Origin of the sequence: Niveispirillum fermenti (genome assembly GCF_048066175.1) — a bacterium.
Taxonomy (GTDB): Bacteria; Pseudomonadota; Alphaproteobacteria; order Azospirillales; family Azospirillaceae; genus Niveispirillum; species Niveispirillum fermenti.
Genome location: NZ_JBLTXA010000004.1, coordinates 75,030 through 87,638 on the forward strand (window position 1 = coordinate 75,030; position 12,609 = coordinate 87,638).

13 protein-coding genes and 1 other RNA gene are annotated in these 12,609 nt (G+C 65.5%); 5 read left to right on the forward strand and 9 right to left on the reverse strand.

Features of this window, described 5'->3' with window-relative positions; all coding sequences use genetic code 11:
* Positions 1-8: 8 nt before the first annotated feature.
* From ACM9LZ_RS05470 to ACM9LZ_RS05500, 7 genes are all read right to left on the reverse strand, one after another.
* Positions 9-1,820, reverse strand: a complete 1,812-nt coding sequence (locus tag ACM9LZ_RS05470) for a peptidoglycan D,D-transpeptidase FtsI family protein (protein ID WP_416618338.1) — start codon at positions 1,818-1,820, stop codon at positions 9-11.
* Positions 1,817-2,254, reverse strand: coding sequence for a cell division protein FtsL (gene ftsL, locus ACM9LZ_RS05475; protein ID WP_416618339.1), 438 nt, complete (start codon positions 2,252-2,254; stop codon positions 1,817-1,819). Before ftsL ends, ACM9LZ_RS05470 begins: the two co-directional genes overlap by 4 nt.
* Positions 2,251-3,216 (reverse strand): 16S rRNA (cytosine(1402)-N(4))-methyltransferase RsmH, encoded by a 966-nt coding sequence (gene rsmH, locus ACM9LZ_RS05480; protein ID WP_416618340.1) that lies wholly within the window; start codon positions 3,214-3,216, stop codon positions 2,251-2,253. The genes ftsL and rsmH overlap by 4 nt, the downstream gene beginning before the upstream one ends.
* Positions 3,216-3,704, reverse strand: coding sequence for a division/cell wall cluster transcriptional repressor MraZ (locus ACM9LZ_RS05485; protein ID WP_416618341.1), 489 nt, complete (start codon positions 3,702-3,704; stop codon positions 3,216-3,218). Before ACM9LZ_RS05485 ends, rsmH begins: the two co-directional genes overlap by 1 nt.
* Before the next feature lie 625 nt (positions 3,705-4,329).
* Positions 4,330-4,758: RNase P RNA component class A (gene rnpB / locus ACM9LZ_RS05490), an RNA gene on the reverse strand.
* A 45-nt stretch (positions 4,759-4,803) separates the two neighbouring features.
* A complete protein-coding gene (locus ACM9LZ_RS05495) occupies positions 4,804-5,478 on the reverse strand; it encodes an N-acetylmuramoyl-L-alanine amidase (RefSeq protein ID WP_416618342.1) in 675 nt (224 codons plus the stop codon).
* 184 nt (positions 5,479-5,662) lie between these two features.
* Positions 5,663-6,538 (reverse strand): DMT family transporter, encoded by an 876-nt coding sequence (locus tag ACM9LZ_RS05500; protein WP_416618343.1) that lies wholly within the window; start codon positions 6,536-6,538, stop codon positions 5,663-5,665.
* A gap of 214 nt (positions 6,539-6,752) precedes the next feature.
* Here ACM9LZ_RS05500 and ACM9LZ_RS05505 point away from each other — a divergent pair, with 214 nt between their 5' ends.
* The 5 genes from ACM9LZ_RS05505 to ACM9LZ_RS05525 all read left to right on the forward strand — a co-directional run bounded on the left by ACM9LZ_RS05505 (position 6,753) and on the right by ACM9LZ_RS05525 (position 11,519).
* Entirely contained in the window at positions 6,753-8,063 is a 1,311-nt protein-coding gene (locus ACM9LZ_RS05505; RefSeq protein WP_416618344.1) for a CAP domain-containing protein, read from the forward strand.
* A gap of 316 nt (positions 8,064-8,379) precedes the next feature.
* Positions 8,380-9,849, forward strand: a complete 1,470-nt coding sequence (gene guaB / locus ACM9LZ_RS05510; protein ID WP_416618345.1) for an IMP dehydrogenase — start codon at positions 8,380-8,382, stop codon at positions 9,847-9,849.
* Positions 9,850-10,079: 230 nt separating this feature from the next.
* Positions 10,080-10,829, forward strand: a complete 750-nt coding sequence (locus ACM9LZ_RS05515; protein WP_416618346.1) for a TrmH family RNA methyltransferase — start codon at positions 10,080-10,082, stop codon at positions 10,827-10,829.
* Entirely contained in the window at positions 10,826-11,104 is a 279-nt protein-coding gene (locus tag ACM9LZ_RS05520; protein WP_416618347.1) for a hypothetical protein, read from the forward strand. Before ACM9LZ_RS05515 ends, ACM9LZ_RS05520 begins: the two co-directional genes overlap by 4 nt.
* Positions 11,105-11,297: 193 nt before the next feature.
* Positions 11,298-11,519 (forward strand): hypothetical protein, encoded by a 222-nt coding sequence (locus ACM9LZ_RS05525; protein ID WP_416618348.1) that lies wholly within the window; start codon positions 11,298-11,300, stop codon positions 11,517-11,519.
* Here ACM9LZ_RS05525 and ACM9LZ_RS05530 read toward each other — a convergent pair.
* Positions 11,501-11,950, reverse strand: coding sequence for an acyl-CoA thioesterase (locus tag ACM9LZ_RS05530; RefSeq protein WP_416618349.1), 450 nt, complete (start codon positions 11,948-11,950; stop codon positions 11,501-11,503). The genes ACM9LZ_RS05525 and ACM9LZ_RS05530 overlap by 19 nt on opposite strands.
* Before the next feature lie 190 nt (positions 11,951-12,140).
* Entirely contained in the window at positions 12,141-12,551 is a 411-nt protein-coding gene (locus ACM9LZ_RS05535) for an ester cyclase (protein ID WP_416618350.1), read from the reverse strand.
* Positions 12,552-12,609: the final 58 nt, after the last annotated feature.

A 12,609-nucleotide genomic window follows, 5' to 3' on the forward strand; every position in this document is an offset into this window, starting at 1 on the left:
TCTTTTCATCAATCGCCATCGCCCCCGGTCTGGAGCGAGGCGGGAACGGCGGCGACCTGCGCGCCGTGGGCGGGGGGGACGATGGGCCGGATGGCCAGCGCCTGCATGACCTCCGGCCTGGTGGCATCCTGCGGCTTGACGCCCAGAAGGGGGCCGATCTGCGACACGATCGCGCCGATGGTGGGGGCCGCCACCCAGCCGCCCGTGGCATAGCCATAGGTCTTCTTGGTGCCCTTGGGCTCGTCCACCATGACATAGATGGCATAGCGCGGATCGGTCATGGGGAAGGCGCCGGCGAAGCTGGAGATGCGGGCATTGCCGGCATAGGAACGGCCCTTTACCTTGTCGGCCGTGCCCGTCTTGCCGCCGACGATATAGCCCGGCGCATCGGCCTTGGTCGCCGTACCTTCCGTCACCACCAGCCGCATCAGCCGGCGCATCTGGTCGGAGGTCTTTTCCGAGATGATGCGCGTGCCGGGGATATCGGCGGGCTTGTCGCGCTTCAGCAGCGTGGCCGGATGCATGATGCCGCCATTCACGACGCCGCCGACCGCCGTCAGCAGGTGTGCCGGGCTGACGGACATGCCATGGCCGAAGCTGATGGTCATCATGTTCACTTCCCGCCACGGGTTCGGCACCATGGGCCAGCCCCGCTCGGGCAGTTCCAGGCTGGCGGGCTTCAGGAAGCCCAGCTTGCCCATGAATTCCTTCTGCGCCGTCGGCCCCAGTTCCATGGCCATCTTGACGGAGCCGATGTTGGAGGAATGCTTGAACACGTCGGCCACATCCATCCACTTGTTCTCTGGATGGAAGTCGCTGATCGTGAAGCGGCCGATGCGGATCGGGCGGGTGGCGTCGAACATGTCGTTCATGCGCACCCGGCCGGATTCCAGCGCCATGGCCGTGTTGAAGATCTTGAAGGTGGAACCCATCTCGTACACGCCCAGCGTGTTGCGGTTGAACCGCGGATCGGTGTCCTGCTCCTGCTGCGGGGCCGGCGGTGCGTGGGGGTCGAAATCGGGCACGCTGACCATGGCCAGGATCTCGCCCGTCTTGACATCCATCACCATGCCGGCAGCGCCGATGGCGCTGAATTCCTGTACCGTGGCGGCCAGTTCCTTGCGCAGCACATGCTGCAGGCGGACATCCACCGACAGGCGCAGCGGTTCACCGCTGTCCTTCAGCCGGCTGTCGAAAGCCTGCTCGATACCCATCAGGCCGTTATTGTCGACCCCGCTGAAACCCACGACATGGGCGGCCAGCGCGCCCTGGGGGTAGACGCGGCGTTCCTCGTTGCGAAAACCGATGCCGGGAATGCCCAGGCGGAAGACGTCGTTCTCCTGCCTCGGGGTCAGGTTGCGCTTGATCCAGATGAAACGCTTGTCCGACGACAGGTCCGCCGTCAGTTGGCGGACATCCAGGTCGGGCAGGACGGTGGCGATCTGCTGTGCCGCCTCTGCCGCGTCCAGGATCAGCAGGGGATCGGCATAGAGGGAGGCGGTGCGCAGCGAGGTGGCCAGCAGCACGCCGTTGCGGTCGACGATGTCGGCGCGGCTGGTCGGTGCGGTGCGGGCCACGGCCTGGGCGGCGCCCGGTTCCTTGGACCCGAAGCTGACCGTGGCATCGACCAGCTTGAGGCCCACCGCGCCAAAGCCCAGCGTGAAGGCCGACATCAGCACCAGCAGTCGCGCCTTGCCCATGGCCAGCGCGCCGGCGGCGCGGGCATTGACCCGGATGCGGGGTTCGGCGCGGCCGGCCGGATTGTGACGGTCGCCACCGGCCAGGTCGAAACCGGTCAGGCTGTAATTCACGTCGGTCATCGCGTGGCTCCATACCTGGCCAGCAGCATCGGGCCTTCCGGCTGGCGCTGCGGGGGCGTGGGAACGGGGGCGGTCCTGGGCGCGCGGTCGATCATGTCCGGCTTGGGGGTGCCGGGCTTGCGGCCGGGAATGGGGGTGTGCGGGGCCGGCTGGTCGGGGTTCCGGTCCGGAATGTCGGTCAGGGCGGCGATCTGCTGCGCCGTCGTGGGCTGCATCAGCAGATGCTCGGACACCAGCCGCTCAAGGCGGGCCGGCTCGTTCAGATAGGCCCATTCCGCCTTCAGCACCTGAATACTGTCCTGTTCCACCGTGATGGCGCGGTTCAGGCGCGCCAGTTCGCGCTCCTGCTCCTGCGCCTGGTAGCTGGTCTGGTACAGCACGCCGCTGGCCACGCAGGAGACGGCGATCCAAAGGATGGTGGACTTCGCGATCATGCGGCTTCTCCCTGGACCCAGGCCGGTGCCTGGGTGCGGATGGCGGTGCGCAGCCGGGCGGACCGGGCGCGGGGGTTGCGGGCCTGTTCCTCGGAACCCGGTGCGGTGCCGGACTTGCTGAGCAGGCGGAAGGTGGGTGCCGGTCCGGCCCCGACGGGGCCGGGCAGGTGACGGGACGGGCCCGGGACATTGCCCGACCGTTCCCGCATGAAATCCTTGACCAGCCGGTCTTCCAGCGAATGGAAGGTCACCACGCACAGCCGCCCGCCCGGCACCAGCAGCCTTTCGGCCGCGGCCAGCGCGCGTTCCAGCTCGCCCAGCTCGTCATTCACATGGATGCGCAGGCCCTGGAAGCTGCGGGTGGCCGGATCGATCCCGTCCTTGGACTTGGGCACGCAGGAACGGATCACGTCGGCCAGATCGGCCGTCCGCTCGAACGGCCGCTCGGCCCGGCGCAGAACGATGGCGCGGGCCACACGGCGGGACAGGCGCTCCTCCCCGTAGCGGTAGAAGATATCGGCCAGTTCCTCTTCCCCGGCACCATTGACGATATCGGCGGCGGTGGGGCCGGTATTGCCCATGCGCATGTCCAGCGGCCCGTCGAAGCGGAAGCTGAAGCCCCGTCCCGGCGTGTCGATCTGGGGGGAGGAGACGCCGATATCCAGCACGATGGCATCGACACGGGGGACGCCCCGGGCCGCCAGCAGCGCTTCCATATCGCCGAAGCAGCCTTCCAGCACCGATAGGCGCGGGGCGTAGGCGGCGATCAGCGGCCGGGCGCGCTCATGCGCGGCGGGGTCGCGGTCGATGGCGTGGACGATGCAGGCTGCACTGTCCAGCAGGGCGCGGCTGTAGCCACCGGCCCCGAAGGTGCCGTCCACCAGGATGTCGCCATCGCGGACGGCCATGGCCTGGACCATTTCGGCCAGCAGGACGGGGATATGCGTGCCGGTCTCTGCCATCACGCCCCCTTCGCAAGGCTGTTTGCCTTGGCGAGAATCGTGGAAAGGGAGATATTGTTGGCCCGTGCCTTGTCGCGGGTCGCCTTTTCGTGCGTGTCGAAGGCGGCCGGGTCCCAAAGCTGGAAGATCTTGCGCACGCCGACGAAGGAGATGTTCTCCGTGATGCCGGCATAATCCAGCAGATGGTCGGGCAGGTTGATGCGTCCTTCGGGGTCCAGCGTCAGTTGCACCGAACGGCCGAACACGGTCGTGTCGATCAGGTCGCGGTATTCAGCCGGCAGCGCGTCGTTGTCCAGCGCGTCGGACAGCTTTTCCAGGTAGGATAGCGGGCAGGCGTCCAGCGCCTGATGGGTCAGGGAGGGATAGATGACGACATCAATCGGCGCGTTCGTCCGGCCCTCCGCCAGGGTCGAGCGGAAGGGAGCGGGGATGGATACCCGACCCTTCTTGTCAACCTTGTTGACGAATGTGGACAGGAACAAGCCCATCACGCCCCACCTTGCTGGCGCCACCCCGGCACCCGATGCCCGCCGACCCGGCCATTGGCCTCCCGCCGCCCCGTTCAACGATCGCCGTGGCGTCGTCATTTGGGCGGAAAAGGGCTGATGTCCCTGTCATTGGGTTTTTATGGGATATCATGGGAAATCATGGGCGGTCAATGGGCGCACAGTATTGTGTGCGCCGATTCGAGCATTTATCCACAGTTTGCGACTCGATCTGTGGATAATGTGCGTGGCAAGATGATAAACAAGTTGGGCGGTACGAGTTATTGGGTGATTTCTTATTATAATTAGATTCAATATGCCTTTCGGACTGCAAGTCATAGGAGTCTTGGTTGGGATTTTATTTTGGAATATGCCTTTTTTTACTTTGTGCCTGTGAATATAAAGAAATTTGAAATATCGGTCGAGACTCGGGATATGCATCGAAAATCGTGATATTTAAATTTCAGCCTCCAGGAAATCGCCCATATTTTGTGGTTTCCATAAAGAATTGCCCCCAAATATGGGCGCTTTGACAGTTGATCGCAGAAGCCTGCACAGGTTGCGGCTACCCATCACGGCACACGTGTCAACGGTGGGTAAATAGATTCATGTGCGGCGCAAAATAGATAGGGCCAGACGGTCTGTAAGCCGGGTTCTGTCCGCCGGACCATATCCCACTTGTGGATGGTATCCGGGGGATGGTCATTCCTCTGGGACGCCCGTTGCCGGACGCCTCACGCAACCCACCCGGACGACAGCGCGGAAGTACGCCCGGGCGTTGCCGCCCATGCCGTCCCTATTCGGTTTTGCTCCCGGTGGGGTTTACCATGCCACCCCTGTCGCCAGGGGTGCGGTGCGCTCTTACCGCACCCTTTCACCCTTACCGGAACCCTGTAATCCCAAGGGGTTACAGGGCGCCGGCGGTCTGCTCTCTGTGGCACTTTCCCTGGGGTCGCCCCCGCCGGGCGTTACCCGGCACCGTACTTCCGTGGAGCCCGGACTTTCCTCCCCCATGCGGGTTTCCCCATTGCATGGGAGCGACCATCCGACCGTCTGGCCGGCGGGTTGTAGGCGCTTGGCCGCCGGAAAGCAACGAGGAGTTTCAGTCCGAGTCTCTCACCAGGGCGCGCAGGGCGGCGACGCTGTCGCGATCGGCGCCCCTGCCCAGGCTGGCGGGTACGAAATGCCGCTGAAAGGCGGTCAGGGCCGAATCCGTCGCTTCGTCCCATGATTTCCCACGGGCGATATGGTCGTCCCATGAAATCCCATTCGATGTTACCTGATAGCCGAAGCTTTGCAGCAGGCGGGCCACCTCGTTCCCATCCCATGCCATCCCATCGGCCGGCCGCGGGTCGGGCCACAGGCCGATGCCGGCCATGGCCAGCGCCAGCCAGTCGAACTTTTCCCCCGGGTCCTGCTTGCGGGCGGGCGCGATGTCGGAATGACCCAGGACATGACGCGCCGGGATGGCGTGGGTGCGCATCAGGCTGCCGGCCAATGCCGTCACGGCGCGCATCTGCGCCTGCGGGAACGGTCGATACCCGAACTCGTGGCCGGGATTGACCAGTTCGATGCCGATCGACCGGCTGTTGATATCCCGGTCCCCCGCCCAGAACGAGGCGCCGGCATGCCAGGCGCGCCGGTCATCGGGCACAAGCTGGAAGATGCGGCCATCCTCCTCGACCAGATAATGGGCGCTGACCTCCGCCTGCGGGTCGCAGAGCCGGGCCAGCGCATCGGCGCCCGTGCGCATGCCGGTATAATGAAGGATCAGCATGTCCGGCCCCGCCGCCGTGCGGCGCGGTCCGTGATTGGGGCTGGGATGGGAAATGATGGGCGGAAGCGAAGTCACGTGGTTGCCTGCGGCCCTCGGACCCGGATGGGTCCGGGATGATCCCTCGGACCTGGATGGGTTTCCGGGATGATATTGTGTCCATGGTGCCGCGGGCAAGGCCGCCGGATCAGACCGTGTTGCGCGCCACCACGATCTTCGGCCGGCGGATCAGGATGATGCCGACCCCGGTGATGACCAGCCCGCCGCCCACGATCAGCGCCCAGCTCATCACCTCGCCCAGCCACAGCACGCCCGACGCCACCCCGAACACGGGCACCAGCATCAGAAAGGGGATCGTCTGGTTCACGTCGTACCGCTTCACCATGGGCTGCCAGATGGCATAGGCGACGATGGTGGACATGACGACCATGTAGGCAAAGCCCAGCCAGCCGCCCCAACTCGCATTCATCACCTGTTGCATCTGCCCGTCCTCCAGCAGCAGGCTGTAGAAAGCCAGTTGCGGTACGGCGAACAGCGCCATGTAGGCGTTCAACTGGAAAGCGTCGACGGCGCCCATCCATTTGACCTGGATGTTGGAAAAGGCGAAGGCGGCGGCGGCCAGGACGATCAGGCCCAGATGCAGCGGATCGCTGTCCCCCCCGCCGCCGCGGCTGGCGATCAGTGCCACGCCCATGAAGGCGATGCCCATGCCCACGCCCCGGCGCCAGCCCAGCGCATCCTTGAAGAAATAGGCGGCCATAAGACTGGCGAAGGGGACCTGCAGCTGGATGACGATGCTGGCGGTGGACGCTTCCGCCCCCAGCATGCCATGCAGCATCAGGGGGAAATGCACGCCGCCCAGCACGATGGAATAGAAAAAGATCTGCCGCATCTGCCCGCGCGGCACCTTCACGAAGGGCAGCAGCAGGATCGCCACGGCGAGATAGCGCAGCGCCATGAGCAGCATGGGCGAGAATTCACCCAGCGTATAGCGGGATACGGCGAAGTTCGTGCCCCACAGGGCCATGACGAACAGGGCCCCCAGCATGTGAACGGGTTTCATGGCGGACAACATCCGGCAAAAGGATCCGGCAAAAGGTCCATCACCCTATCGCCAACCGGCCGGCCGGTGCGAACGCGCAGGCAGCCACCCTGCAATGCAATATGAACCCCGTCCCGGCAATCGTCACAGGCCGGTGGGGGAACCGCCCGGGCGACGGGGGTGTTCCATCCCTTATGGGCCCTTATGGGATGATCCGTCCGGGGAGCAGAACGCCATGGCCGAATTCGACGCCTACGAGCTTTACATGCTGACGCTGATCAACCGGGCCCGGCAGGACCCGGCCGCAGCGGCGGCCTCCTTCGGCATTGACCTGAACGAAGGCCTGGCAGCGGGCCGTATCACGCCGGCGGCAAAGCAGCCCCTGGCCCCCAATGACATCCTGGCAGCAGCGGCCGAGGGGCATAGCGATTGGATGCTGGCCACGGGCAATTTCTCCCATACCGGGGCGGGCGGATCGAACCCCGGCGACCGGATGGCCGCGGCCGGTTATGATTTCCTTCGCCCCTTCACCTGGGGGGAGAATGTGTCCTGGGCGGGCACCACGGGGCCGCTGACCGCGGCGATGCTGTCGGGCTATATCGAACAGCAGCATCGCGGCCTGTTCGTCAGCCCCGGCCATCGCGTCAACCTGATGAACGATGATTTCCGCGAGGTCGGGATCAGCCAGCAGGTGGGGCCGTTCAACGGCTACAATGCCTCCATGATCACCCAGAACTTCGCGGCGACGGGCCAGGCGCGCTTTGCCACGGGCGTGGTGTTCAATGACCTGAACGGTGACGGATTCTATAATCCGGGCGAAGGGCTGGGCGGCGTCGCCATCACCATCAACGGCCAGGTCGCGGGTCACACCTCCGCCGCGGGCGGCTATGCCGTGCCGCTGGCCACCGGGGTCTGGACCGTGGGGTTCAGCGGTGGCGGGCTGGACGGCGCCTATTACCAGACCCTTTCCATGGCGGGCCGCAATGTCGGGCTGGATGCCAGGGCCGCGCAATTCACGCCGGTGCAGTTCCAGTCCTGGAACGATGCGGCCGGTGCCTTCGTGCCGCTGACGCCACAGCCCTATACCGGCCCCGTCCAGCATCTGGACTGGCAGTTCATCGGGACCGGTGCTGGGGAAAACCTGGCCGGCAGCGCGGGTAACGATTTCATCAACGCGGCCGGCGGCGACGACGCCGTCAATGGCGGCGCGGGGGACGATGTGCTGGACGGCGGCACGGGGTCCAACTTCCTTCAGGGCGGCCCCGGCAACGACATCTTCTTCGTGGATGGCCGCGGCGGGCAGACGAGCTGGAGCACCATCGTCGATTTCGAGCCGGGGGAGCAGGTCAGCATCTGGGGCTGGCAGCCCGGCATCAGCCGCCTGCATTGGCAGGAGGGGGCCGGCGCCGCCGGCTTTACCGGCGCCACGCTGTTTGCCGACCTGGATGGCGACGGGGGGACGGATGTGGCCGTCACCTTCACGGGCCATGTCCGGGCCACGCTGGGCACCCCCGCAGAGCTGGATGGTCTGCTCTGGCTGGCCTAAGCAGATTTTCCGAACTCCGCCCAGATGGGCGGGCTCGGAAAATCTGCAAACCATGGAGTCGGCAGGTTCCTCCAGGCCGGGCCATGTGTGGCCCGGCCTGGAGGAACCTGCTTAGCCGGATGGCCCGCCTAGGCAAAAAGGCAACCCAGGCCCGCTATCCCTGGTAGCTTCCCAATCAATCACGCATGTGTATAGTGCGGCGAACCTTTTGATCTGGGACATGGAACCGGCTGTCGCGCATGGGTGCGGGGCCGGGCCGGTGTCCCATAACCCGTATCCAGCGGCCCCGTCCGCCGCGCATCGGAGAACCAGGTTCATGTCCACCGCCGATCGTTTCCGCGAAGCCCTGACCTTTGACGATGTCCTGCTGGTGCCGGCGGAATCGTCGGTGATGCCGGCCGAGGTCGATACCAAGACCCAGCTTACCAAGTCGATCCAGCTTGGCATCCCGCTATTGTCGGCGGCGATGGACACGGTGACGGAATCGGCCCTGGCCATCGCCATGGCCCAGGCCGGCGGCATCGGCGTGATCCATCGCAACATGGATATCAGCCGGCAGGCCGACGAGGTGCGGGCCGTCAAGCGCTTCGAGTCGGGGATGGTCGTCAACCCCTACACGCTGCGCCCGGACAATACCCTGGCCGACGCGCAGGAATTGCAGCGCCGCTACCGTTTCTCCGGCTTTCCCGTCACGGATGAGGGCGGCAAGCTGGTCGGCATCCTGACCCATCGCGATGTGCGCTTCGCCACCAACCCCAACCAGCCCGTCAGCGAACTGATGACCAGGGAAGGGCTGGTCACGGTCAAGCCGGGCGTGGGCAAGGAGGAGGCCAAGCGCCTGCTGCACCAGAACCGGATCGAGAAGCTGCTGGTGGTGGACGATGCCTATCGCTGCATCGGCCTGATTACCGTGAAGGATATCGAAAAGGCGCAAAACCACCCCAACGCCGCCAAGGACGAGGCCGGCCGCCTGCGGGCCGCCGCCGCCACGGGCACCGGGCCCGACGGGCTGGAGCGTGCGGCGGCCCTGTTCGATGCCGGCGTGGACGTGCTGGTCATCGATACCGCCCATGGCCATTCCCGCAAGGTGGCCGATCAGGTCCGCGCGGCCCGCGACCTGAAGGGCTATACCCAGATCATCGCCGGCAATGTCGCCACCGCCGACGCGGCCCTGGCCCTGATCGATGCCGGTGCGGATGCCATCAAGGTCGGTATCGGCCCCGGTTCCATCTGCACCACCCGCATCGTGGCCGGTGTGGGCGTGCCCCAGCTCACCGCCGTGCTGGATGTGGTCGCGGTCTGCGAGAAGCACGGCATTCCCGTCATCGCCGATGGTGGCATCAAATATTCCGGCGATCTGGCCAAGGCCATCGCGGCCGGTGCGTCGTGCGCCATGATGGGTGGCCTGTTCGCCGGTACCGATGAGTCTCCCGGCGAGGTCATCCTGTTCCAGGGGCGCTCCTACAAGGCTTATCGTGGCATGGGCTCCGTCGGTGCCATGGCGCGCGGCTCCGCCGACCGCTACTTCCAGGCCGAAGTGTCCAACACGCTGAAGCTGGTGCCCGAGGGCGTGGAAGGCCGTGTACCCTACAAGGGCCCGATCGGCGCCGTGGTGCATCAGCTCATCGGCGGCCTGCGCGCCTCCATGGGCTATACGGGCTGCGCCACCATCGCGGAAATGCGCACCAAGCCGCAGTTCGTGCGCATCACCAACGCCGGCCTGCGCGAAAGCCACGTCCACGACATCACCATCACCAACGAGGCGCCGAATTACCGTCAGGGGTAAGGGCGGCTGCGTTCAGCCCGCTTTTGCTTTCATTCCCGGTTCGGCCCGTCGGCGCTGCTTCATCCCCCGGTGCAACAGGCTTACTCTTCGAGGCTGGGGCACTGGGGCCATGATCGGTGGGGACTGGGCGCTGTCACGCCGCACGCCGGGGGGACGTATCGGTCGCGGGGCGGGCACCGGATGCGATGCCTGATGGCCTGCCCTCCGCTCCATGACGACAGGATGCCCCCATGCACCAGATCGACAGCCCCCAGAACCCGCAATTCAAGTCCTGGTCCGGGCTGCTGGAAAGCCGTGGCATCCGTAAGCAGGGGCAGTTCCTGCTGGCGGGTCTGAAGACCGTGCCGGAGGCGCTGACGCGCTGGCCGCAGCATTTCACCCGTATCCTGATCCGCCATCCCGAATGGATCGTGGACTGGCCGTTGCCCGAGCATATCCAGCCCGTGGTGCTGGCCGGTCCCCTGTTCCGGGAACTGGACGTGTCGGGCACGGATTATCCGATCCTGGTGGGCACCCTGCCGACCATCGGTCAGGCCGACCTGTCTCTGCCGCCGCGCGGCCTGGAACTGGTCTGCGCGCTGGGCGACCCTGCCAATCTGGGGGCGCTGCTGCGCAGCGCGGCGGCGTTTGGCGTGTCGAAGGTGATCCTGCTGGAGGAAGCGGCCCATCCCTTCCACCCGAAATGCCTGCGCGCCGCCAGCAACGCCGTCTTCACGCTGGACATTGTGCGCGGCGGGCGCTGGGCGGCCCTGGATCAGGCGGCGGGGCCGCTGCTGGCGCTGGATTCCGGCGGCGACGATCTGGCCACCTTCGCCTGGCCCGAGGATGCCCGTCTGATCCTGGGGGAAGAGGGGCAGGGCGTGCCGGCACAGGTGGCTGCTCAGCGTCTGACCATCGGCAATACCGGCAATGTCGAAAGCCTGAACGCCACCGTCGCCGCCTCCATCGCGCTGTTCACCTATTACGCGGGCGGGCAATGAGCGGGGGGCCGGAGGAGGGGGGGCAGGCGGCCGCCCGTCCCACCCTGGCAGCAGGGGACGGCGATGCCGCCCGTCCTGATACTGGTCCCGATCTGGCTTCCATCGCGACGGACCTGTCGGACAGTATCGCGGCGCTGTCCACGGCCAGCGCTCTGGGCCTGCCGGACCTGCTGGCGCGCATCGACACGCTGAAGGTGCGCATCGACGCCCTGGAAGCGAAGGTCCGGGCGGAAACCGGCGATGACCAGAAGGGGAAAACTGATACTTCCGTATAGGGTGAAATCCCCTAACCTGTTGACATTGCATAGCTCCTTTGTGTCTGCCACGCTGGCGGCACCCCCTTTTCGCCCTGACCTTAAGCGGGTATTCATCAATTCGTGACTACCATGCATAGTTGTAGCGTCACAGGGCGCCCTTTTGTGCCATCATGGTTAAAAGGGTGCGGGATGCTTTTCTGCGGGTATCACGATGACGATCCAGGACCTGAACGACCTTCGCCGCGACATATTGTTGAAGGCGGACGAGATGCAGGCCGAGGCTGCGCGGTTTGAGCGGAGCAAGCCGGACGAGGCTGCCAATCTGCGGCGCATCGCCGACCGGCTGGCCATCTATATGCGCGACTATCTGGATGTCTCGACGGTCGACTGGCTGCCGGGCGCGGAGGGGTCGGATCACACCGGTCCGGCGTGATCCACAAGGCGGCCGGGCACACCGGCCAGCAGCAATGCCGCCAGATCCCCGGGAATGACCCGTTTTTTCGGCAGGCCGTAGGCCGTCATCACATAGACCGTTTCCGCCACCATGACGGGCGCTCCCGACGGGACCAGCGTGAAATCGGTCAGGATCGTCAGTGAACTGCTGCCGACGCGGCCCGTGCGGATGGATTGTTCCAGCACGTCGTCGAACCGGGCGGGTCCCTTCCATTCCTTGGTCTGCTTGACCACCATCATGTCCAGCCCGCGATCGGCCAGCCCCTGGGTGCCGCCCACCAGATGGCGCAGATATTCGGTCAGGCCGATATCGATGAAATCGCCGTAACGGGCGTTGAACACGACCTGCTGTCCATCGCATTCACCATAGCGGACACGGTGGCGGAAGCGGAACGGGGGCAATGCGGTCATCCGGGGTCCATCCTGAAGCGTTTGGCCTGAAGCGTTTGGCCTGAAGCGTTTGGCCTGAAGCGTTTGGCCTGAAGCCTGTGGCCTGAAGCATGCGGTGTCCGGATGGGCCGGAAGGCAGGCACTTGTCAAGGATGGAGCCGTTTGCGGCTGCTCATGGGCTTATGCTTTCCTGACCGGCGGCGGCCGGTGGTCAGGCCGACAGGGCGCCCAGCACCTCCACGAAATTGGCGCTGGAGAAGACGCCGATGGACCGGCCGTCCGCCACTTCATGCAGGCTGACACCCGTCACGGTGAAGGGCTTGCCGCTGGGCTCGATACCGAAGATGGGCTTTATATGTCGGCCTTTGATGGCATAGGCGATGGCGAACCCCTGCTCACTGGCAAAGGCCGAACGCACCTCGAATTCAAGATCGGCGAAGGCGTCGATCTGTGCCTGCAGCAGATCGACCACGGCATCCGGCCCGTCGGCCGGCCGCAGCGGGTTGCGGCACAGGAAGGCCGTTGAAAGGATATCCCGCAGCAAGGTGAAATCGCCCTTGTAGGCGTCGATATACATCTGCGTGAAACGCTGCGCGATCTGACTGGATGTCGGGTTGGACATGGGTTTCGTCCTGCGCTTGTGAAGGGGCAAGGCTGCCGGACGGCTGGCGGGCCGCCCG

Excerpts from the sequence above, each read along its gene's own strand:
- ACM9LZ_RS05485 (WP_416618341.1), bottom strand. The coding sequence starts at position 3,704 with ATGGGCTTGTTCCTGTCCACATTCGTCAACAAGGTTGACAAGAAGGGT.
- ACM9LZ_RS05530 (WP_416618349.1), bottom strand. The coding sequence starts at position 11,950 with ATGACCGCATTGCCCCCGTTCCGCTTCCGCCACCGTGTCCGCTATGGT.
- ACM9LZ_RS05505 (WP_416618344.1), top strand. The coding sequence starts at position 6,753 with ATGGCCGAATTCGACGCCTACGAGCTTTACATGCTGACGCTGATCAAC.
- guaB (WP_416618345.1), top strand. The coding sequence starts at position 8,380 with ATGTCCACCGCCGATCGTTTCCGCGAAGCCCTGACCTTTGACGATGTC.
- ACM9LZ_RS05535 (WP_416618350.1), bottom strand. The coding sequence starts at position 12,551 with ATGTCCAACCCGACATCCAGTCAGATCGCGCAGCGTTTCACGCAGATG.
- ACM9LZ_RS05470 (WP_416618338.1), bottom strand. The coding sequence starts at position 1,820 with ATGACCGACGTGAATTACAGCCTGACCGGTTTCGACCTGGCCGGTGGC.
- ACM9LZ_RS05520 (WP_416618347.1), top strand. The coding sequence starts at position 10,826 with ATGAGCGGGGGGCCGGAGGAGGGGGGGCAGGCGGCCGCCCGTCCCACC.
- rsmH (WP_416618340.1), bottom strand. The coding sequence starts at position 3,216 with ATGGCAGAGACCGGCACGCATATCCCCGTCCTGCTGGCCGAAATGGTC.
- ACM9LZ_RS05500 (WP_416618343.1), bottom strand. The coding sequence starts at position 6,538 with ATGAAACCCGTTCACATGCTGGGGGCCCTGTTCGTCATGGCCCTGTGG.
- ACM9LZ_RS05495 (WP_416618342.1), bottom strand. The coding sequence starts at position 5,478 with ATGCTGATCCTTCATTATACCGGCATGCGCACGGGCGCCGATGCGCTG.
- ACM9LZ_RS05515 (WP_416618346.1), top strand. The coding sequence starts at position 10,080 with ATGCACCAGATCGACAGCCCCCAGAACCCGCAATTCAAGTCCTGGTCC.
- ACM9LZ_RS05525 (WP_416618348.1), top strand. The coding sequence starts at position 11,298 with ATGACGATCCAGGACCTGAACGACCTTCGCCGCGACATATTGTTGAAG.
- ftsL (WP_416618339.1), bottom strand. The coding sequence starts at position 2,254 with ATGATCGCGAAGTCCACCATCCTTTGGATCGCCGTCTCCTGCGTGGCC.